The following is a 20,677-nucleotide window of genomic DNA, read 5'->3' on the forward strand; positions in this document are numbered from 1 at the left end:
GGTCGTCACTTCAACAGGAGGAAATGTTCATGAACATTGAAGATGTGCGCCGAACGGCATTCGCGATGCCGCTGACCAGTCCCGCGTTTCCGCCCGGCCCGTACCGGTTCGTGCGGCGCGAATTTCTCATCGTCACCTACCGCACCGACATGGACGCCCTGCGCGCCGTGGTGCCCGAGCCGCTCGAAGTCGTCGAGCCGCTCGTGAAGTACGAATTCATCCGCATGCCCGACTCCACCGGCTTCGGCGACTACACCGAGTCGGGCCAGGTCATTCCGGTGCAGCTGCGCACCGCCAAGGGCGTGGAGAAGGGCGCGTACGTGCACGCGATGTACCTCAACGACCATCCACCCATTGCCGGCGGGCGCGAGCTCTGGGGCTTTCCGAAGAAGCTGGCCTCGCCGGTGCTCGACTACGAGACCGACGTGGTGGTCGGCACGCTCGACTACGGCAAGGTGCGCGTGGCCAAGGCCACCATGGGCTTCAAGCACCGCGCGCTCGACCCCGAGCCCATCCTCGCGGGCATCGCGCAGGCCAACTTCCTGCTGAAGATCATTCCGCACGTCGACGGCACGGCGCGCATCTGCGAGCTGGTGCGCTATCACATGGTCGACGTGACGCTGCATGGCGCGTGGGGCGGACCGGCATCGCTCGAGCTGCATCCGCATGCGCTGGCGCCGGTGGCCGACCTGCCGGTGCTGAAGGTCGAATCGGCGGTGCACTACATCGCCGACATGACGCTGGCGCTGGGCACCGTCGAGCACGACTACCTCGCCTGATTCCCGCGGCCTCCATTCACCCTGACTTTCACCCAACCCTCACCCAAGGAACATCACCATGCAACTCAAGGACAAGGTCGCCTACATCACAGGCTCGGCCAGCGGCATCGGCAAGGAGATCGCCATCCTGTTCGCGCAGGAAGGCGCGAAGATCATCATTGCCGACCTGAACAAGGAAGCCGCCGACGCCACCGCGGCCGAGCTCAAGGCCACGGGCGCGCAAGCCATCGGCGTGGCGGTGGACGTGACGAACGAAGACCAGGTCAATGCCTCGGTGGAAGAGGGCGCCGCGGCCTTCGGCGGCATCGACATCCTGATCAGCAACGCCGGCATCCAGATCGTGCACCCGGTGGAAGAGTTCAGCTTCGCCGACTGGAAGAAGATGCTCGCCATTCACCTGGACGGCGCCTTCCTCACCACCAAGGCCTGCCTGAAGCACATGTACGCGCAGGGCCGCGGCGGCAGCGTGATCTACATGGGCTCGGTGCATTCGAAGGAAGCGTCGCTGCTGAAGGCGCCTTACGTGACGGCCAAGCACGGCCTGATCGGGCTGGCCAAGACCGTGGCCAAGGAAGGCGCCAAGCACGGCGTGCGCGCCAACGTGATCTGCCCGGGCTTCGTGCGCACGCCGCTGGTCGAGAAGCAGATTCCCGAGCAGGCCAAGACGCTGGGCATCAGCGAAGAGGAAGTCATCAAGAACGTGATGCTGAAGGAAACCGTCGACGGCGAGTTCACCACCACGGAAGACGTGGCGCGCGTGGCGCTGCTGTTCGCGGGCTTCCCGACGAACGCGCTGACGGGCCAGTCGCTGGTGGTGAGCCACGGCTGGTTCATGCAGTAACGGTCTCTGGTTTTTCTCCCTCCCCTCCGGGGGGAGGGCAAGGGTGGGGGCACGACGGCCTCGACCCCACGCGGACGCTCGTTGGGCGCCGCCCCCATCCCAACCTTCCCCCAAAGGGGGAAGGAGCCAGGCGCCGGCTACAGCTTCAGCTCCCACGTCTCCCCCACAAGCGACTTGCCGTAGCCCTCGTGCGGCTGCGACTCCATCAGCTTGAAGCCCCGCTTGGCATAGATGCCGCGCGCGGCCAGCAGGCAGCTGTTGGTCCACAGCACCATCTTCTTGTAGCCCTTCAGGCGCGCGAAGGCGATGCATTCGTCCACCAGCTTGCCGCCCAGGCCCAGCCCGCGCGCACCGGACGCCAGGATCAGCATGCGCAGCTGCGCCACCGTGGCCGACTTGCGCACCACGAAGATCGCGCCGACCCGTTCGCCGTTGAGCTCGGCGATCCAGCAACGCTCCCATTCGGGCTGGAACTTGAGCAGGAACTCGCTCGCAATGCCGGCCACCAGCGCCTCGAACTGGCTGTTCCAGCCGTATTCGCGCGCATAGATCTCGCCGTGCTGCTGCACCACCCAGCCGATGTCGCCGGGCGCCGGGTCGCGCAGCACCGCGGCCTGGGGCCTGGCCGGCGGCGCTTCGGGGTCGAGCAGCGACTGCATCGTGCCCATGGCCTGCACCAGCTGCTCGCGCTGCGCCGGCGCGAGCGGGGCGAGCAGCGCGGCGGCTTCCTCGCGCGATTTCTGTTGCAGCGGCGCAAATGCGGCATGGCCGGATCCGGTCAGGCGCAGCACACTCTGGCGCGCGTCGCGCGGGTGCGGCTCGCGCGTGAGCCAGCCTTCGGTTTCGAAGCGCCGCAGGATGCGGCTCATGTAGCCCGCGTCGAGCCCGAGGTCGCGCCCGATCTCGCTGGCAACCGCCGTCTCGCGGTGCGCCAGCTCGTAGAGCACGCGCACATCGGTCAGCGACATGGGGCTGCCAAGGTAGGGGTCGAGCGCCCCGATGCGGCTCGTGTAGAAGCGGTTGAACTGCCGGATCGCCTTGACGGCGGCGGGGTCGACGGGGGGCATGGGCGTGAACATGGTTGCCATTGTCATCAAGTTATTTGACTTTGGCAATCAATTGAAGTCCTGCTGCGCGTGCGGTCACAGGATGTTTGTCGCGACAGGGATGGTGGAAAACCCTAAAATCGAGGGTTGCCCACAACGGCGCCGGCATGGCGCTGTCAACTCCCACCGATGAACGCCCCCGTCGACGTCTCCTTTTTCGCTCGTGCCGCCAAGCCGCTGACCAGCTACCGCAAGTACTGGGCCGCCCGCTTCGGCACGGCCAAGTTCCTGCCGACCTCGCGCAAGGAAATGGAAGCGCTCGGCTGGGACAGCTGCGACATCATCGTGGTCACGGGCGACGCCTACGTCGACCACCCCAGCTTCGGCATGTCGGTGATCGGCCGCATGCTCGAGGCGCAGGGCTTCCGCGTGGGCATCATCGCGCAGCCCGATTGGCAGAGCGCCGAGCCCTTCAAGGCGCTGGGCAAGCCGAACCTGTTCTTCGGCGTGACCGCCGGCAACATGGATTCGATGATCAACCGCTACACGGCGGACCGAAAGATCCGCAGCGACGACGCCTACACGCCCGGCGACGTGGGCGGCTCGCGCCCCGACCGCGCGGCCATCGTGTATTCGCAGCGCTGCAAGGAAGCCTGGAACGACGTGCCGATCATCCTCGGCGGCATCGAAGGCTCGCTGCGCCGGATCGCGCACTACGACTACTGGTCGGACAAGGTGCGCCGCTCCGTGGTGGTCGACTCGAAGTGCGACCTGCTGCTGTACGGCAACGCCGAGCGCGCCATCGTCGAGATCGCGCACCGCCTGGCTGCCAAGGAGCCGGTGCAGCAGATCACCGACGTGCGCGGCACCGCCTATGTGCGGCGCGAAACGCCCGAGGGCTGGTTCGAGATCAACTCCACCAGCGTCGACGAGCCCGGCCGCGTCGAGGCGCACGTCAACCCGTACCTCATGGTGTCGGAGCAGGCCAAGGCCAACGGCGCCACCTGCGCGAAGGAAGACGAGGCCGAAGCGGTGGCCAAGGCCGCTGAATCCGCTGGCGCCACTGCGGGCGCTGTGGCCGGCTTTGCCGCCGGCTCGGTGGTCAACCCCGCCATCAAGCCGCTGACCTTCGTGCCCAACCCGGCCCTGGTTTCGCGCGCGAAGATCAAGGTGCCGCCACGCGACCATTCGGTCATCCGCCTGCCGTCGTACGAGCAGGTGCGCAGCGACCCGGTGCTCTACGCGCACGCCAACCGCGTGCTGCACCTCGAAACCAACCCCGGCAACGCCCGCGCGCTGGTGCAGGCGCACGGCGAGGGCGCCACGGCGCGCGACGTGTGGATCAACCCGCCGCCCATTCCGCTGACCACGGCAGAGATGGACCACGTGTTCGACCTGCCGTACGCGCGCAGCCCGCACCCGAGCTATGCCGACGAGAACGGCGGCCACGACGGCGCCACCAAGATCCCCGCGTGGGAAATGATCCGCTTCAGCGTGAACATCATGCGCGGCTGCTTCGGTGGCTGCACCTTCTGCTCGATCACCGAGCACGAGGGCCGCATCATCCAGAGCCGCTCGGAGGACTCGATCATCAAGGAGGTCGAGGCCATCCGCGACTCGGTGAAGGGCTTCACCGGCACCATCTCCGACCTGGGTGGCCCCACGGCCAACATGTACCGCGTGGGCTGCAAGTCGCCCGAGATCGAGTCGGCCTGCCGCAAGCCCAGCTGCGTGTATCCGGGCATCTGCCCGAACCTGAACACCAGCCACGACCCGCTCATCAAGATCTACCGCCGGGCGCGTGCGCTGAAGGGCATCAAGAAGATCCTGATCAGCTCCGGCCTGCGCTACGACCTGGCCGTGCAGTCGCCCGAGTACGTGAAGGAGCTGGTGCAGCACCACGTGGGAGGCTACCTGAAGATCGCGCCCGAGCACACCGAGCAGGGCCCGCTCACCAAGATGATGAAGCCGGGCATCGGCAGCTATGACAAGTTCAAGCAGATGTTCGAGAAGTTCTCGGCCGAGGCGGGCAAGAAGCAGTACCTCATTCCGTACTTCATTGCCGCGCACCCGGGCACCAGCGACGAGGACATGATGAACCTCGCGATCTGGCTCAAGAAGAACGGTTTCCGCGCCGACCAGGTGCAGACCTTCTACCCGAGCCCGATGGCCACGGCCACGACGATGTACCACACCAACAAGAACCCGCTGCGCAAGATCACGCGCGAGAGCGAGACGGTGGACATCGTGCGCGGCGACAAGCGCCGCCGCCTGCACAAGGCCTTCCTGCGCTACCACGACGCCAACAACTGGCCGCTGCTGCGCGAGGCACTGAAGAGCATGGGCCGCGCCGACCTGATCGGCAACGGCAAGCACCACCTCATTCCGACGTGGCAGCCGCTGACCGACGGTGGCTACACCAGCGCGCGGCGCAAGAACTCGACGGTTGCGCCGGCCGCCAAGGCCGCGCCCGTCAAGCTGACGCCGGTGAAGCCGTCGAAGGGCCGCATCCTCACGCAGCACACCGGCCTGCCGCCGCGCGACAACGGTTCGGCACCGGCATCGCGCAAGGCCGCCGGCCCCGTGCGCGGCAGTATCCGCAAGCCGCGCTGAGGCCTCGGCACCTCAAGAAGCGAACGCCAGCAGGTCCGCTGGCAGCAGCTTGCCCACCCAGGCGCCCACGGCCGCCATGTGGGCCAGCACCGTCGCCCAGTAAGCCGCCATGAAGCTCGCCTTGCGCACCTTGTGGCGGAACAGCCGCTGCGCCGCCCAGGCGCCCGGCCATCCTCCGACCAGAGAGAGCATGTGCAGCGTGTTCTCCGGCGTGCGCCAGCGGCCCGCCTCGGCGGCGTTCTTGTCGAAGCCGTAGGCGAAGAAGGTCAGCAGGCTCAGCAGCAGCAACACGCCGAGCGCGATGGCCGGCAGGCGCGCCGTCCACACGCCGTAGCCGAGCAGGGCGGCATACACGGCGAGCAGCAGCACCATCGCTTGCGGGAACGAGGCGTCCCGGCCGCCGCTACCGCCCCCGCGGTTACCGCCGCCACCCCGACTACCGCTCGCGCGAACGGGCCGCTGGCGAGGCGCCGCGGCAATGCGCCGCTGCCGACGCTGCTGCGGCGCTTCCGCCTGGCGCGCTGCGCCCACGGCCTGCACCGCCACGGCGCGCGGCCCCTTGCCGCCCACGTGGATCTCCTCGAACGTCAGCTTCATGCCGACCTGCGGCGTGCTGCCGCGGTCGGCGAAGTCGCGCAGGTGCACGAACACGTCGGCGGAAATCTCCGCGCAGCGGATGAAGCCGAAGCCCCGGTCTTTTTCCCATCGAACGAGCGTGCCCTGGCGTTTCATCGGCGGGATTCTCGCCGCTGGGCTAGGCTGGGCTAGGCGTACTGCATTTCCCCGTTGCCGAACGACCAGTTCTCCTTGGCCACCTCGACGAGGTTGATGAATACGTCCTCGCGCCGGATGCCCAGCTGGCCGTGCAGGTCGTCGGCCACGCGCCGGTAGAACGCCTTCTTCAGCTCGACCGAGCGCCCGTGGTTCAGCGTGACCTGGAGCATCACCAGGCCCGGCGAATACGCGATGCCGAGGTAGCTTGCCGGGCGCACCAGCTCGCGCACGTCGTGCCGCGTGACGATCTGGAACTTGTCGTCTTCCGGCACGTTGATGGTGTCGCGCATGGCCTGGTACACGAGGTCGCCGATGGCGTGGCCCAGGCTTTCGGGGCTGTCGCTGGAAATGTCGATTCGAACGAGTGGCATGGGTGTTCCTTGGTTTGCTGCAATGGCGCGCCTGCGAAAGATAAGCGACGGGGCGTTCTCGCGCTGGTGCGGCGCAGCAGGCGCGAGCCGACCGACCGGCACCACGGGCAGGGCGCTCCGTTGTATCGTGTGGTCCCATGAGCAGTTCGCCCCATCCGTCGGTTTCATGGACGCGCATCCTGGCGGGCGCGTTGCTGCTCGCGGCCTCGGTGCAGGGGCTGGCCGCGCCGGCGGACGGTGCCGCCGCACCGCCCGCGCCAGCACCCATATCGACACCAACACCGGTCCCGGCTGCATCCGCCCCCTCGACCTCCGCCGCCCAGGCGCTGCGCGCCACCCACCAGCGGCTGAGCGCCAGGCTCGACCACAGCAGTTTCGGGCGGCCCGTGCAGCTCGATTCCATGGAAACGCCCGACGGCCTGCAGGGCGACGTGTACGCGGTGGTCGAGCATCCGCTCTCCGAAATCAGCGCCACGCTCAAAGGCTCGGCCCACTGGTGCGACGTGCTGACGCTGCACATCAACAACCGGCGCTGCGTGGTGGCCGGCGGCGCGCAGGGCCGCGAGACGCTCACGCTGTACGTGGTGCGGCGCTACGACAAGCCGCTGGACGATGCCTTCGAGCTGCCCTTCGCCTACCGCGTGGCCAGCGCCACGCCCGAGCACCTGTCGGTCGAGCTGACCGCGGAGAGCGGGCCGCTGGGCACCAGCAACTACCGCGTCACGCTGGAGGCCGTGGCGCTCGACGAGCGCAAGAGCTTCCTGCACTTCAGCTACAGCTACGACCACAACGCGATGGTGCGGCTGGGCACCATGGCCTACCTGGCCACCTTCGGCAGCGACAAGGTGGGCTTCACCGTGATGGGCAAGACACCGGAAGGCCAGCCCGACTACATCCGCGGCCTGCGCGGGCTGGTCGAGCGCAACGCGATGCGCTACTTCCTGACGCTGGACGCCTACCTGGCCGCGCCGGGCGCGGACCAGGCCGAGCGCCGGCAGCGCCGCTGGTTCGCCGGGGCCGAGCAGTACCCGCGGCAGCTGCACGAGGTCGACCTCGACACCTACCTGGCGCTCAAGCGCGAAGACAAGCAGCGCAACAGCGCCACCAGGTAGCGCCGCGCCCGGTCGCCACCGGCGCGATCAACCCCTCGGTGCGATCAATCGGCCAGCGTGAGCAGCGGCACGTCGCGTTCGCGTGCCATGGCGTCGAGCTCGGCGCGCGTGCGGGCCGCGATCCATGCGGCCAGCGCCTGGTGCGTGGCGGGCGCCATCATGTCGCGCGATGCGAGCTCGGCCGCCTCGCACAGGCGCGCCGCGAAATGCGGCTCCAGCGCGGCCACGGCCACGCGGCCGTCGGCGCACGGGTACACGCGGTAGCCGGCATGCGCGCCGCCCACCGCGCCCGCGGGCTGCGTCAGGCCCCAGGTGCGGGGCAGGGCGAGCCAGTCGGCCGACGCGTTCAGCGCCACCTCGAGGTACACGCCGCCCGCCTTGCGCGACTGCAGCAGCACGGCCTTCAGCACCGCTTCGCTCGCGAGCAGCGCGCCGCCCATGTCGGCGTACAGCGTCGGCGGCAGGTCGGTGCCGGTGACGAGGCCGCTTTCGGCGAGGTAGGTCAGGTCGTGGCCCGGCTCCTCGGCGCGCGCGCCCGGCGCGCCGACGATGGCGACCTGCGACAGCGACGGGTAGCGCGCATGCAACGTGGCCCAGTCGAGCCGCAGCTTGTCGAGCGCGGAAGGGCGGAAGGAGGTGAGCAGCACGTCGGTGGTCGCGAGCTCGGCGTGCAGTTGCTGCTGGCCGGCGTCGCTCTTGAGGTCGACCGCGCGAACCTCGACGCCCTCGTGCAGCGCGGCGTAGGCGGGCCGGTTGTACAGCGCCATCGGGTCGCCGCCCGGCGGCTCGAGCTTGAGGCAGGTGGCGCCCATCGCGCGGCAGCGCAGCAGCGCGGCGGGGCCGGGCAGGTTGAGTGCGAGGCTCACGACGCGCACGCCCTCGAGCGGCGCGGCTTGGTCGTCGACAGCGTTTGCGGCGGTTGCTGGGCTGGCGGAACTCGGCATGGGTCTGGTCTCCTGGGAACTTGTTTCGAACATTCTGCCCCGCGGCGCGAAGCCAGTTCCCGCAAGCCGCCGGGGCGCCGCGCGCGTAGCATGCGCCGGTGGCAGCCACCACCTTGGCGCTGCCCGCACAGACAAGGAGACACCCCATGTTCGACACTTCCCTGATGCGCGGCCAGCGCATCCTCGTGACCGGCGGCGGCACCGGCCTGGGCCGCGCGATGGCCGAGCGCTTCCTGGGCCTGGGCGCCGACGTTGCCATCTGCGGGCGGCGCCAGGCGGTCTGCGAAGAAACGGCCGCCGAGTGGCGCCAGCAGTTTCCGGAGCGGCGCATCGACACCTTCGGCGTCGACATCCGCATCGCGCAGCAGGTCGACGAGATGGTCGAGAGCCTGTTCCAGGGCGGCGGCCTCACGGGCCTGGTCAACAACGCGGCGGGCAACTTCGTCTCGCCCACCGAGAACCTGTCGCCGCGCGCTTTCGACGCCGTCGCCAACATCGTGTTCCACGGCAGCTTCTACGTGACGCAGGCGGTGGGCAAGCGCTGGGTCGCGCAGTCGAAGGCGGGCGAGTGGAAGGGCGGCGACGCGTTTCGCAGTGTCATGAGCATCATCACCACCTGGGTCGACAACGGCAGCCCCTACGTGGTGCCCTCGGCCATGAGCAAGGCCGGCATCGACGTGATGACCAAGTCGCTCGCGGTCGAGTGGGCGCGCCACGGCATCCGCCTGAATGCGGTGGGCCCCGGCGAGATTCCCACCGAAGGCATGAGCAAGCGCCTGAACCCCGGCGAGGAGCCCGGCGCGCGCAGCAAGCTGAACAACCCGATGGCGCGCACCGGCCGCATGAGCGAGCTGCAGAACCTCGCGGCCTTCCTGATGGCGCCGGGCCAGTGCGACTGGCTCACGGGCCAGAGCATCATGATGGACGGCGGCAACGCGCTGGCCACCGGCGGCAACTTCTACGAACTGCGCCAGTGGAGCGACGCCGACTGGCTGGCCGCGCGCGAACGCATCGAGGCGCAGAACCAGAAGGACAAGGCGCAGCGCTGACCGGGCCGGGCTGTCGCGGGCCTGCGGCTACTTCTTTGGAGCCTTCGCCGCGTGTACCGTGACGTGCTTGTTCACGGGGCTCGACAACACCAGCGACGTGGTCACCGCGCCGTCGACCGCCAGCGCGTCCACCACGCGCTCCAGGTCCGAGGGCTCGGGGATCGCGCAGCGCACGAAGAAGCAGTCTTCGCCGGTCACGCGGTCGGCGCTCAGCACCTCGGGCATGGCCTCGAACAGCTTCAGGTACCTGGCGATGCCCGCGTGCGTGGTGTCGATGCGGATGATGGCCTGCAGGCCCACGCCCAGCGCGCGCAGGTTCACGCGCGCGCCGTAGCCCTCGATCACGCCGGCCTCCTCGAGCTTGCGCACGCGCTCGCTCATGGCCGGCTGCGACAGGCCGATGCGCTTGCCGATGGCGGCCAGGCTCTGGCGCGCATCGGTCTGCAGCGCTTCGAGGATCAGGCGGTCTTTCTTGTCGATGTTCATGGTGCGCAGGCAGGGCTGTCAGGGCCTTCAGGGCCGATGGTTGATCGGTTTGCGGCCGCGATTTTCGATGGATTGCACTTCAGCGCGCGCCGCGCGGCCGCTATCGTGGGCGCCCATCTTCCGGAGAAACAGCCAATGCAACTCGTCGGCATGCTCGATTCACCCTTCGTGCGGCGCACCGCCATTTCGCTGCGCCTGCTCGGCGTTCCCTTCGAGCACCGCTCGCTCTCGGTGTTCAGCACCTTCGAGCAGTTCCGCGCCATCAACCCGGTGGTGAAGGCGCCCACGCTGGTCTGCGACGACGGCCATGTGCTGATGGACTCGACGCTGATCATCGACTACGCCGAAGCGCTGAGCGGACGCAGCCTGATGCCGGCCGACCGCACCGAACGGCTGCGCGCGCTGCGCCTCACGGGGCTCGCGCTGGCGGCCTGCGAGAAGACCGTGCAGATCGCCTACGAGCACAACCTGCGCCCGGCCGACAAGCGCCACCCGCCGTGGCTGGACCGCGTGCGCGGCCAGCTTGCCTCGGCCTGTTCGGCACTCGAGCAAGAGGTCGTCGCCGCGCCGCTGGCGGCCGACGAAAAGACGATGACGCAGGCCGGCGTATCGACCGCCGTGGCCTGGGCCTTCACGCAACTGATGGCGCCCGACGCCATCTCGCCGGCCGACCATCCCGCGCTGGCGGCGTACTCGGCGAAGGCGGAGCGCCTGCCGGTGTTCGTCGGCGCGCCGATGGTCTGAGCGGCATTCGCCGATCGCCTGGTCAGTCCGCGATCTTCGCGCCGCGCTCGGCCAGCAGGCTGCGCAGCACCGAGCGGTGGCAGCGGGACTCGTCCTCGCAGTAGCAGCCGACCGCCAGCGCCGCGCCATGCGACAGCGCGGCCAGCAGGTCGAGGCTGCGGCTCGCGTCGGGCTCGGCCATCTCCGACTTGAACTTGCGCACGAAGGCGTTCCACTGCGTGGCCGATTGCGTCTTCTGCGCTTCCTGCGCCTCCTTCATCGCCTCGACCGAGGGCGCCAGGTTCGGGTACCACACGTCGTACCAGTCCTGCGAGGCGAACTCGGTCTTCGGCACGCCGCGCGGCGGGCGGCGCACGGTGCCCACGCGCAGGCCTTCGCCGGGTGCGCGGGGCGTGCCGAGGCGGACGATGCGGATGCTCATGGGGTCTGCCTTTCTCTTTCTTCGAACGCGTTCTTGCGTGCGGTTCAGGTGCCGACGATGCCGCCGTCGCGCCGCCTGATCGCCAGCGTGGCGGAGCGCGGCCGCGCGCTGCCCGGCGCGCCGGCGTCGGGCCAGGCGCTGTTGTGCCCGCCGTCGCCGTCGTCGCGCGCCTCGCCCGGGTGCTGGATGTTCACGAACAGCGTGCGCCGGTCGGGCGTGACCACGCAGCCCGTGATCTCGCAACCGTTGGGCCCGGTGAGAAAGCGCTTGATGCGCCGCGACGCCGGGTCGGCGCACAGCATCTGGTTGTTGCCCAGCGAGGTGTAGGGCGGCCGGCCGATGACCTGGCCGCTCATGTCGGTCTGGATCCACAGCAGGCCGCCGCGGTCGAAATGCAGGCCGTCCGGCGCGCCGAACATGTCGGCGTCGGCGGACGGGTAGCGCGCGCCGCTGCCGGGCTGCGCCGGGTCGCCGGCCATGGCGAAATGGTCCCAGCCGAAGCCGGTGGCCGCGGCGTCCCCTGCGTCCTCGCGCCAGCGCAGGATGCCGCCGAAGAAATTGTTCGCGCGCGGATTGGCCGCGTCGGTGCCGGGCTTGCCCGCGTCGCCGCGCTGGCTGTTGTTGGTGAGCGTGACGTACACCTCGCCCGTCTGCGGGTGCACCGCGATCCACTCGGGCCGGTCCATCTTCGTGCCGCCGACGACGTCGCCCGCCAGGCGCGCGTGGATCAGCACGTCCGCCTGGTCCTCGAAGCCGGCGGCCGCGTCGAGCCCGTCGCGGCCGTGCACCAGGGGCAGCCAGCGGCCGCGGCCGCCCGCGTCGTAGCGCGCCACGTGGAGCGTGCCCTCGTCCAGCAGGTGGCGGTTGGCGGCGCGCGCGGCGGCGTCGGTGCCGGGGTGCACCTTGTCGCGGCTCACGAACTTGTAGATGTATTCGAAGCGCGAGTCGTCGCCCATGTAGACCACCAGCCGCCCGTCCTTCGCGACGGTGCAGGTCGCGCTCTCCTGGCGCTTGCGGCCCAGCGCGGTGCGCTTGACGGGCGTGGCGCTGGGATCGAACGGGTCGATCTCGACCACCCAGCCGAAGCGGTGCGGCTCGTTGGGGTGGCGGCTCAGGTCGAAGCGCTCGTCGAAGCGCCAGTACTCGACCCACTGCGAGCCCGCCACCGTGCCGTAGCGGCGCTGCGCGGCTGTTACGGCCTGTGCGGCCTCCTTCGGGCCGCCGAAGTAGCCGTGGAAGTTCTCCTCGCAGCTCAGGTACGTGCCCCAGGGCGTCACGCCCATGGCGCAGTTGGCGAAGGTGCCGAACACCGCGTCGCCCGCCGGGTTGGCCGCGGTGCGCATGCGCGGCGTGCCAGCGGCCGGGCCCGAGATGCGCATGGGCGTGTGGCCGTGCACGCGCCGCGCGAACGGGGAGGGCTGCACCTGCTGCCAGCCTTCGGGCGTGCGGCGGATCTCGATGACCGAGACGCCCATCGCGTGCAGCGACTTGCGCACCTTCTCGGCGGTCCAGCCGGAGGGCTTGATGCCGTCAGTGTGCAGCAGCTCCTCGTCGGTGTATTCGTGGTTCATGACCAGCAGGCCGCGCTCGCCGCTTGCGTCCAGCGCGAAGAAGTGCATGCCGTCATGGTGCATGCCGGCCTGCACGGCCTGGTCTTCCGCGCTGTTGCCAGCGTCCGGCGCAAAGGCCGGCATGCGGCCCGCCACGCCGGTGGGCGTGCCCCAGGGGTAGAGCAACTGCCATTCGTATTCGGGCGGAATCACCACGCCGTCGCGCAGCGAGGCCGGCACGCCCGTGAAGCCGAGCGCCTGGCCTTGCCCGGCGGGCACCGACGCCGGCGCTGCGCAGCCCTGGCCGAACAGCGCCACCACGGCCGCGGCCGAACCCGATTGAAGAAGAAACTGGCGGCGGTCCAAAGGCATGGCGAAGAGGCTCGAGCGGTGTTGTGTAGGCGACAGCCGCGATCATCGCCCAGCGCCGCCGCGCGCGATACTGCCGCGAACAACGCCACGACCCCGCCCAGGAGACACCGAATGAACGACCGCATCGAATCGATCCGCCATGCCGACGGCGTGGTGGAACTGCAGCTCGCCCGCGCCGACAAGATGAACGCGCTCGACCCCGCGATGTTCGACGCGCTCATTGCCGCCGGCGAGGCGCTGCGCGACGACAAGACCGTGCGCGCCGTGGTCATCGCGGGCCGCGGCAAGGCCTTTTGCGCGGGGCTCGACATGGCCTCGTTCCAGCGCATGCAGGAAGGCGCCGGCTCCGGCGTGCTGGGCGAGGGCGCGGCGGGCGCCGACCTGGTCGCGCGCACGCACGGCATCTCGAACGCGGCGCAGCAGGTCGCCATGGTCTGGCGCGAAGTGCCGGTGCCGGTGATTGCCGCGGTGCACGGCGTGGCCTTCGGCGGCGGCCTGCAGGTGGCGCTGGGTGCGGACATCCGCCTGGTGGCGCCGGACACGCGCATGTCGGTCATGGAGATCAAGTGGGGCCTGGTGCCCGACATGGCCGGCATGGTGCTCATGCGCGAGCTGGCCCGTGACGACGTGGTGCGCGAGCTCACCTACACGGGCCGCATCTTCTCGGGCGAGGAGGCGTTGCAGATCGGCTTTGCCACCCGCGTGTGCGCCGACCCGCTGGCCGAGGCCCTGCAGATGGCGCACGACATCGCCCAGAAGAGCCCCGACGCCATCCGCGCGGGCAAGCGGCTGCTCAACGGCTCGGCCTCTCAAACGGCGGCCGAACTGCTCATGGCCGAGTCGGTGGAGCAGAAGGCGCTGATCGGCAGCGCGAACCAGGCCGAGGCCGTGAAGGCCAACATGGAGCGCCGCGCGCCCCGTTTTTCGGCGCCGGCCTGAGGTTTTTCCGGCTCGGCCCTGTGGCCCTGTGGCCCTGTGTGGCCGCGTGCGCCCGCGCGTAGCCGCATGTCGCCGCGTGTCGCCGCGTGTGGCGGCGGGCCGACGTTTCCGGGTAATCCTGCGGTCCGCTGACGCCGGATTCCGCGCAATCTCGCCTCCTGTCTGTCTCTTTTAAGCCAAGGCGCCGGTGCGCGCCGGCTTCCCCGTGTCCGGGCGAATTGCACCCGTCTGCAACATCCAAAACGATTCAAAGTGCTTTTTGGATGTTGTTGTGTAAGAATAAAGTAGTTGTTTTATGGGGAAGATCCATGAGTTTGGAGACAATTTGTGTGCAGAACGTCACGTCTTCCTCTCCGATGACACCTGGGGAGGATGGCTCCTGAAGCCGCACTCATCAACAATTGGATGCTTTCGTTTCGCGACGGCGATCCTGCATGTCGACCACCACGTTTTTTTGTAACCTCAGCGTGCCCATCCTGGTGGGCGAGGATCGCTACAAGTACATCCCCATCGTCGGGGTCTTTCGCAGCATTCCGTTCGACCAGGTCGACGAGTGGGTGATGGACGCCGACGGTGCGCCACGCAGCGACCGCGAGCTCGCGGCCGAAGTCCTTGTCGAGATCCGCAAGCCGCTCGGCGCGAGCGGACGCACGGCGCCGCACGCTTTCGACGTGGCGGACATCCTGCAGCTCGATCGCGCCGCAGCCATCGTCGTGTCCACGTTTCTGGCCGCACTGCCGCGCGTCTGAGCGCGCGCCACGCCGGCGGGCAGGTTCAACCGCCCAGGCTCAACAGGCTCAATCGCACCTGAACAGCACGCCGCTGCCCGGTGTGGTGGGCGCATCGGACTGTTCCAGGAAGCGGATCGGGTTCCCGTCCTTGCGGCAATACGCCTCGGCCTCCTGCGGGCTGGCCGCGCGGAAGATGCCGTCGTTGAGCCGCAGCACGCCCGTCAGGGGAACGGCACAGGCGGCGATGGCGAAGGGAACGAGGGCGAGCAGCAGTCGGCGCATGAAAGTAGAGGTCCGGTCGGAAGACCCGCGACTTTAAGCGCTCCGCTCCCGCCCGGCCTGTCGGCCGCCCGCAGCTTCAGGACGCGATCGCGCCCACCGCCCAGTAGAAGGTCGGCTTCGCCCCGTTCAGCAGGTGGTCGCCCACCACGCGGCCCTTGTAGATCGTCGGGTTGTGCGACGCCAGCGTGCGCGCATTGCGCCAGTGCCGGTCGAGCCGGCGGTCTTCCTGCAGCGCCGACGCGCCGCCGATGTCGAACAGCCGCGTGCCTGCCTGCAGCACCGCGTCGACGATGCCGGCCTGCGCCTTGGCGGTGTTCAGTTCCACTTCGAACAACAGGCTTTCCGGTGCCGCTTCGCCGCGTGCGCGGTAGCGGTCGATGTCGCCCAGCCCGCGCGCCACCGCCTGCACCGTCGACGCCGCGATGAACGCCGTGCTCGCGAGCTGCCCGATGACCTGCTGCACCAGCGGATCCTCGCGCGGCGTGCTGCCGCTGCCGTGGCTGTAGACGCGCTTGCGCGGCTGCACGAAGGCCACCGCGTCGCGCACGATGGCGCGCGCAATGCCCGCCAGCGTGGCCAGGTGCGTGAGCTGGAAGTGCGCGGTCAGCGGCGTGGGCTGGTCGCGCACGTAGAGCAGCACGTTCTCGGCCTTCACCCGCACGTTGCGAAAGCGCGTGGTGCCCGAGGCGGTCAGCCGCTGGCCGAAGCCGGCCCAGTCGTCCACGCGCTCCACGCCCTGTGCCTCCGCGGGCACCAGCGCGATCACGCGCTCGCTGCTGCCGTCGTCGTTCAGGCGCTGGGCCGACACCGAGATCCAGTCGGCGTACAGCGTGCCGGTGCTGTAGTACTTGTCGCCGTCGAGCCGCCACGCATCGCCTTCGGCGGCATCGTCACGCTTGAGCGTGGTCTGCATGGTGGTGAGCGAGCCGTCGCCCAGCTCGGTGGTGGCGTTGCCGAACACCACGCCTTCGGCGGCCAGCCGCATCCACGGGCCGTGCAGCGCGGGGTCGATCTCGGCGAGCAGCCGCTCGATGAAGCCGAAGTGCGCGCGCAAGATCTGCGGCAGGTTGGAGTCGGCCTCGCCGAGCTCGATCAGCAGGTCGTACAGCTGCTCGACCGAGGCGCCGATGCCGCCGTGCGCGAGCGGCACGCGCAGCGCGCCGAAGCGCTCGGCGTTGAGCCAGGCCACGGGTTCGTAGGCCAGCTCGCGTTCGATCTCGCGGCGCGTCGCATGCTCGGCGATGCGCTGGAACACGGGGCGAAAACGCTCGAAGAGCTGTTGCGAGGAGGGCGCGTGAACGCCCGCGACATGCGCCGCGGGGCGCGTCGTTTCTTGGATGGATGACATGGGGCGGGGCGGCGTCGGAACGCGCGCTGAAAGAAGAGGGACAGGCACAGACAGGCGCTGACTGTCCCCCGCGCTCCCGCTTTTGTGAAATACGCTTTTCGCGTTTTCTTATGCCGTGCGCGAGGAGCACCGGCGGCACCGGTGCGTGCGAACCTGCGCGTTCAGCGCAGTCCACGCAGTCCGCGCGGTCCACGCGTGCAGCCCATTCAACGCTTGCCGCGCGCGTCCACCGGCCAGATCGCCACCAGCGTGCCGCCCTCGACCACGTGGTACGCGTCGTGCAGGTTCACGGTCGGATCGCAATGCGGCGTCACGAACTCCACGCGCGCGCCCAGTGCGGGGCGGCTGCCCTGCACGGGCATCAGCTTGCCGTGCTCGTCGCCGAAGAAGGCGTAGCGGCTCGCCGTGTCCGCGCCCTTGGCCACCAGCGGCACGCCGCTGTCGGTCGAGAAGCACTTGGTGCCGCCGTCCACCGTGACCCAGTCGGCGGCGTTGGTGCTGACCACCGCCGTCTGCACGAACAGCGAGACCTCGAAGGGCGAGGGCTGGCCGCCGCTGGCCAGCACGTTCGTGTACTCGGCGTCCATGAACACATACGAGCCGGCCTGCAGCTCGGTGAACGCGTTCTCCTGCGTGTCGAGGTCGTGCGTGCCGGTGCCCGCGCCCGTCACGATGTCGAAGTTCAGGCCCTGCCGGCGCGCCGCCGCCACGATGCCCGCCACCGTCTCGCGCAGCCCGGCCGCCGCGGCGCGGCGCTCGTCGCGCGCCACGATGTGCTGCAGGTTGCCCGCGTACGACTGCAGCCCGCGCAGCCGCAGGCGCGGCTCGGCCGCCACCAGCGCCGCAAGCTCGAGCACCTTGGCCTGCGTGGCGGCGCCGGTGCGGTTGTAGCCCGCGCCGTAGTCGACCAGCACGTCCAGCGGGTGCGTGAGCTGGCTGGCGGCGCGCGCCAGCTCGGCCACGTTCTGCGGGTTGTCGACCACCACCATCACGTCGCCGGGGCGCGCGCGCTGCGCCAGCTTGATGAGCCGCGCGATCTTGCTCGGCGTGACCGCCGGCGAGGTGATGAGCACGCCCGGAATGCCGCCTTGCACCATCACCTCGGCCTCGCCCATCGTCACGCAGCTCACGCCGATGGCGCCGGCGGCCACCTGGCGCCGCGCGATCTCGACCGACTTGTGCGTCTTCACGTGCGGGCGCAGGTTGATGCCGCGCGCCTTGGCAAAGGCCGCCATGCGTTCGATGTTGCGCGCCATGGCGGGCAGGTCGATCAGCAGGGCGGGCGTGTCGAGCAGGTGGCGGCCGCCGGGAACGCCGATCAGTGGCGCGTTGACTTGCTGCAGGTCTTGGGGCATCGGGAAAAAGCCTTTGTGGGGGAGGGTGGGCCTGGGGTGAGGCGATGCAGGAACGAAATCGCGCGAGATGATCGCATCGAAATGTTCGACAGACCCTCGTAGTTTCCCAAATGGCCCCGCCGCGGGCCCCACGGCAACGCTCAGCGCTCGGCCGGCGGATTCGCCTTCAGCGAAGCCATCAGGAGCCGCCCGGTGGTCCGCAGGTGCTCCGCAATCAAGGTCTGCGCGGCCAGGATGTCGCGGTTGAGCACCGCGTCCAGCAGCGCCTGGTGCTCGGCGCCCACGTCGCGCGACTCCTTCGACAGCGGCGCCGACAGCTGCCGGTAGCGCTCGCTCTGCTGGTACAGCATCTGGTGCATGCGCAGCAGCCAGCCGTTGGGGCAACCCGCGACCAGCGCGTTGTGGAACTCCGCATGGCTGTCGGTCCATTCGGTGCTCAGCACCGTGGGCATGGCCGCGTCGCGCTCGGCCAGCCGCGACAGGCGGTGGTGCGCCGACACCACGCTGCCTTCCCAGGCCAGGTCGCCGTGGCGGATGGCCTCGGCCAGGCACAGCTTCTCGATCTCGATGCGTGCCTTCACCAGGTCCTCGAGGTCGGTCTGCGAAATCGGGCTCACGCGAAAACCGCGCGCCGGCTCCGACACCACCAGCGCCTCGGCCTCCAGCATGGCCAGGCCTTCTCGCACCGCGCCGGCGCTCACGTCCAGTTCCTCGGCCAGCGCGGCGATGTTGAGCTTCGACCCCGGCAGCAGCCGCCCGCCCACGATGGCCGTGCGCAGCTCCGTGAACACCTGGCGCGTCTGGCTCATGCCTTTTGTTTTTTCGTTCATTGCACTCCCGTCTCACCGCGAAAAACGGCTGATGTTACTTGTTAACCCTAATGATGGATAAACCGGCGAACAATAGACTAACAACAAAAGAATATATTATTTGTTCGAACGTGGATAGCCGATTGGAGACACACGACATGGCCGAGACCCAGCTTCGCACCCGAAAAGATCCGCATCGCGCGGCGCTGCACAGCGTCCATTCGCTCGATGCCTTCGTCTTCACCGTGCCCGACCTCGACGAGGCCGCGCGCTTCTACGAGGCCTTCGGGCTCGAACCGAAGCGGGAGGGCGACCGGCTCGACCTGTACACCGTGGGCCATCCGCATGCCTGGGGTTCGCTCTACAAAGGTCAGGGCCAGGGCGGCGTGAAGAAGAAGCTGCAGTACCTGCGCTTCGCCTGCTTCGCGGAAGACTTCGACGCCATTGCCGCGCGCATCGAGCGCCTGGGCGTGCCGCGCTGCTCGCCGCACGCGCTCGGCGACGGCAACGGCTTGTGGGTGCTGCACCCCGACGGCTTTCCGGTGCAGATCGTGGTGGCCGCCAAGAGCGCGCCCGACGCGGGCAGCGAGCCCGTCGTGGCGCCGCGCCCCCCCGTGGGCACCGGCGCCTCGCCCAACCGCGCGCGCATTCCCAAGGTGCATCCGCGCCGGCTCTCGCACATCCTGATGTTCTGCGCCAAGGTGCCCGAGGCCGTGCGCTTCTACGAAGACGCGCTGGGCCTGCGCATCACCGACCGCTCGGGCGACCTCATCGTCTTCATGCACGGCGTGCACGGCAGCGACCACCACCTGATCGCCATGGCGAAGTCCAACGGCCCGGGCCTGCACCACCTGAGCTGGGACGTGGCCAACATCGACGAGGTCGGCCGCGGCATGGAGCAGATGTACGCCGCCGGCCACGTGCGCGGCTGGGGCGTGGGGCGCCACGTGCTGGGCTCCAACTACTTCCACTACGTGCGCGACCCGTGGGGCAGCTACTCGGAGTACTCCTGCGACATGGACTTCGTGCCCGGCGACTTCGACTGGGCCAGTGCAGACCACCCGCCCGAGGACTCCTTCTACGCCTGGGGCCCCAAGGTGCCCGAAGACTTCGTCACCAATTTCGAGGTCGAGGTCGAGGCGCAAGCCAAGGCCTGAGGCCGATTTTTTCTTTCTACCCAATCCGCATCACAAGGAACTCCCATGCGACTTCTCGCCTTCCAACACAACGGCCAGCCGGCCCTCGGCCTGCGCCTCGGCCAGGAGGTGGTCAACCTCAGCGCCGAAGGCCTGCCCGCCACGCTCGACGAACTGCTGCGCGCCGGCCCCGACGCCATGGCTGCTGCCAAGAAGGCGGGCGACAGCGCGCGCACGCGGCTGCCGCTGTCCGGCATCGACTGGCTGCCGCCCGTGCAGTCGCCCTCCAAGGCCATTGCGGTGGGCCTCAACTACATCGACCATGCGGCCGAGAGCAAGTTCGACCCGCCGACCTACCCGGTGCTGTTCCATCGCTTCCCGTCGTCGTGGGTCGGCCACAACCAGCCGATCGTGCGACCGCACGTGTCCACGCAGTTCGACTACGAGGGCGAGCTGCTGGTGGTCATCGGCAAGGCCGGGCGCTACATCAGGAAGGGCGACGCGCTGAACCACGTGGCGGGCTACTCGGTGTTCAACGACGGCTCCATCCGCGACTACCAGTTCAAGTCGGCGCAATGGATGATGGGCAAGAACTTCGACCGCTCGGGCTCCTTCGGCCCCGAGTTCGTCACCGCCGACGAGCTGCCCGCGGGCGCCACCGGCCTCAAGCTGCAGACGCGCCTGAACGGAGTCGTGCTGCAGGACGCCAACACGCGCGACATGATCTTCGACGTGGCCACGCTGGTGTCGGTGTGCTCCGAGCCGTTCGCGCTGCAGCCGGGCGACATCATCATCGCCGGCACGCCATCTGGCGTGGGCCTGGCGCGCAAGCCGCAGGTCTTCATGAAGGCCGGCGACGTGTGCGAGGTCGAGATCGAAGGCGTGGGCCTGCTGTCGAACCCCGTGGTCGACGGCGAATAAGGAAAGCGACGGGCCGCAGAGCCCGCGCCGGTTCGATAACTATCAGGAGACAAG

21 protein-coding genes are annotated in these 20,677 nt (G+C 69.1%); 10 read left to right on the plus strand and 11 right to left on the minus strand.

Features of this window, described 5'->3' with window-relative positions; genetic code table 11:
- The first annotated feature begins 29 nt into the window (after positions 1–29).
- Together BM004_RS22150 and BM004_RS22155 are read left to right on the plus strand one after the other, a co-directional pair.
- Positions 30–779 (plus strand): acetoacetate decarboxylase, encoded by a 750-nt coding sequence (locus BM004_RS22150; RefSeq protein WP_093216865.1) that lies wholly within the window; start codon positions 30–32, stop codon positions 777–779.
- A gap of 58 nt (positions 780–837) precedes the next feature.
- The gene (locus tag BM004_RS22155) at positions 838–1,620 is read left to right on the plus strand and encodes a 3-hydroxybutyrate dehydrogenase (protein WP_093122986.1); all 783 of its coding nucleotides are present in this window, start codon (positions 838–840) and stop codon (positions 1,618–1,620) included.
- Positions 1,621–1,757: 137 nt separating this feature from the next.
- Here the strand turns inward: BM004_RS22155 and BM004_RS22160 are convergent, their stop codons facing one another.
- Complete coding sequence (locus BM004_RS22160) at positions 1,758–2,714, minus strand: bifunctional helix-turn-helix transcriptional regulator/GNAT family N-acetyltransferase (protein ID WP_093216737.1); 957 nt, start codon at positions 2,712–2,714, stop codon at positions 1,758–1,760.
- A 141-nt stretch (positions 2,715–2,855) separates the two neighbouring features.
- Between BM004_RS22160 and BM004_RS22165 the strand changes: the two genes are divergently transcribed.
- Positions 2,856–5,279, plus strand: a complete 2,424-nt coding sequence (locus BM004_RS22165; protein ID WP_093216740.1) for a YgiQ family radical SAM protein — start codon at positions 2,856–2,858, stop codon at positions 5,277–5,279.
- Positions 5,280–5,291: 12 nt separating this feature from the next.
- Here the strand turns inward: BM004_RS22165 and BM004_RS22170 are convergent, their stop codons facing one another.
- Positions 5,292–6,011 carry a DUF1294 domain-containing protein gene (locus tag BM004_RS22170; protein ID WP_093216742.1) on the minus strand — a complete coding sequence of 240 codons (720 nt, stop codon included), beginning with the start codon at positions 6,009–6,011 and terminating at the stop codon, positions 5,292–5,294.
- 32 nt (positions 6,012–6,043) lie between these two features.
- Positions 6,044–6,424: a tautomerase family protein gene (locus tag BM004_RS22175; protein ID WP_093216744.1), complete on the minus strand. Its 381-nt coding sequence runs from the start codon at positions 6,422–6,424 to the stop codon at positions 6,044–6,046.
- A gap of 137 nt (positions 6,425–6,561) precedes the next feature.
- Between BM004_RS22175 and BM004_RS22180 the strand changes: the two genes are divergently transcribed.
- Positions 6,562–7,536, plus strand: a complete 975-nt coding sequence (locus BM004_RS22180) for a hypothetical protein (protein ID WP_093122973.1) — start codon at positions 6,562–6,564, stop codon at positions 7,534–7,536.
- 44 nt (positions 7,537–7,580) lie between these two features.
- Here the strand turns inward: BM004_RS22180 and BM004_RS22185 are convergent, their stop codons facing one another.
- On the minus strand, positions 7,581–8,480 hold the full coding sequence (locus BM004_RS22185) for a CoA transferase (RefSeq protein WP_093216746.1): 900 nt from the start codon (positions 8,478–8,480) through the stop codon (positions 7,581–7,583).
- A gap of 146 nt (positions 8,481–8,626) precedes the next feature.
- Between BM004_RS22185 and BM004_RS22190 the strand changes: the two genes are divergently transcribed.
- Positions 8,627–9,529 carry an SDR family oxidoreductase gene (locus BM004_RS22190; protein ID WP_093216748.1) on the plus strand — a complete coding sequence of 301 codons (903 nt, stop codon included), beginning with the start codon at positions 8,627–8,629 and terminating at the stop codon, positions 9,527–9,529.
- A gap of 27 nt (positions 9,530–9,556) precedes the next feature.
- On the opposite strand, the gene BM004_RS22195 is transcribed toward BM004_RS22190, so the two are convergent.
- The gene (locus BM004_RS22195; protein WP_093122965.1) at positions 9,557–10,015 is read right to left on the minus strand and encodes an Lrp/AsnC family transcriptional regulator; all 459 of its coding nucleotides are present in this window, start codon (positions 10,013–10,015) and stop codon (positions 9,557–9,559) included.
- 135 nt (positions 10,016–10,150) lie between these two features.
- Here BM004_RS22195 and BM004_RS22200 point away from each other — a divergent pair, with 135 nt between their 5' ends.
- On the plus strand, positions 10,151–10,759 hold the full coding sequence (locus BM004_RS22200) for a glutathione S-transferase (RefSeq protein ID WP_093216751.1): 609 nt from the start codon (positions 10,151–10,153) through the stop codon (positions 10,757–10,759).
- 22 nt (positions 10,760–10,781) lie between these two features.
- On the opposite strand, the gene BM004_RS22205 is transcribed toward BM004_RS22200, so the two are convergent.
- Both BM004_RS22205 and BM004_RS22210 read right to left on the minus strand, forming a co-directional pair.
- Positions 10,782–11,180: a DUF488 domain-containing protein gene (locus BM004_RS22205; RefSeq protein ID WP_093216753.1), complete on the minus strand. Its 399-nt coding sequence runs from the start codon at positions 11,178–11,180 to the stop codon at positions 10,782–10,784.
- A 44-nt stretch (positions 11,181–11,224) separates the two neighbouring features.
- Positions 11,225–13,102 carry a PhoX family protein gene (locus BM004_RS22210; RefSeq protein WP_093216756.1) on the minus strand — a complete coding sequence of 626 codons (1,878 nt, stop codon included), beginning with the start codon at positions 13,100–13,102 and terminating at the stop codon, positions 11,225–11,227.
- Between the two features lie 111 nt (positions 13,103–13,213).
- Here BM004_RS22210 and BM004_RS22215 point away from each other — a divergent pair, with 111 nt between their 5' ends.
- Positions 13,214–14,041, plus strand: a complete 828-nt coding sequence (locus tag BM004_RS22215; RefSeq protein ID WP_093122955.1) for a crotonase/enoyl-CoA hydratase family protein — start codon at positions 13,214–13,216, stop codon at positions 14,039–14,041.
- Positions 14,042–14,475: 434 nt separating this feature from the next.
- Positions 14,476–14,790 carry a hypothetical protein gene (locus BM004_RS22220; protein WP_093122952.1) on the plus strand — a complete coding sequence of 105 codons (315 nt, stop codon included), beginning with the start codon at positions 14,476–14,478 and terminating at the stop codon, positions 14,788–14,790.
- A gap of 48 nt (positions 14,791–14,838) precedes the next feature.
- Here BM004_RS22220 and BM004_RS22225 read toward each other — a convergent pair whose 3' ends face one another.
- From BM004_RS22225 to BM004_RS22240, 4 genes are all read right to left on the minus strand, one after another.
- A complete protein-coding gene (locus BM004_RS22225) occupies positions 14,839–15,054 on the minus strand; it encodes a hypothetical protein (RefSeq protein ID WP_093122949.1) in 216 nt (71 codons plus the stop codon).
- Positions 15,055–15,130: 76 nt separating this feature from the next.
- Positions 15,131–16,402: an acyl-CoA dehydrogenase family protein gene (locus tag BM004_RS22230; protein WP_093216758.1), complete on the minus strand. Its 1,272-nt coding sequence runs from the start codon at positions 16,400–16,402 to the stop codon at positions 15,131–15,133.
- A gap of 206 nt (positions 16,403–16,608) precedes the next feature.
- Positions 16,609–17,757, minus strand: coding sequence for a DSD1 family PLP-dependent enzyme (locus BM004_RS22235; protein WP_093216761.1), 1,149 nt, complete (start codon positions 17,755–17,757; stop codon positions 16,609–16,611).
- Between the two features lie 140 nt (positions 17,758–17,897).
- Entirely contained in the window at positions 17,898–18,566 is a 669-nt protein-coding gene (locus BM004_RS22240) for a GntR family transcriptional regulator (RefSeq protein ID WP_177206566.1), read from the minus strand.
- Between the two features lie 158 nt (positions 18,567–18,724).
- On the opposite strand from BM004_RS22240, the gene BM004_RS22245 reads away from it, so the two are divergent.
- Positions 18,725–19,723 carry a VOC family protein gene (locus BM004_RS22245; protein ID WP_093216766.1) on the plus strand — a complete coding sequence of 333 codons (999 nt, stop codon included), beginning with the start codon at positions 18,725–18,727 and terminating at the stop codon, positions 19,721–19,723.
- A gap of 45 nt (positions 19,724–19,768) precedes the next feature.
- Positions 19,769–20,623 (plus strand): fumarylacetoacetate hydrolase family protein, encoded by an 855-nt coding sequence (locus BM004_RS22250; protein ID WP_093122939.1) that lies wholly within the window; start codon positions 19,769–19,771, stop codon positions 20,621–20,623.
- The last annotated feature ends 54 nt before the right edge of the window (positions 20,624–20,677 follow it).

Origin of the sequence: Variovorax sp. OK212 (assembly GCF_900112425.1) — a bacterium.
Lineage (GTDB): Bacteria > Pseudomonadota > Gammaproteobacteria > Burkholderiales > Burkholderiaceae_C > Variovorax.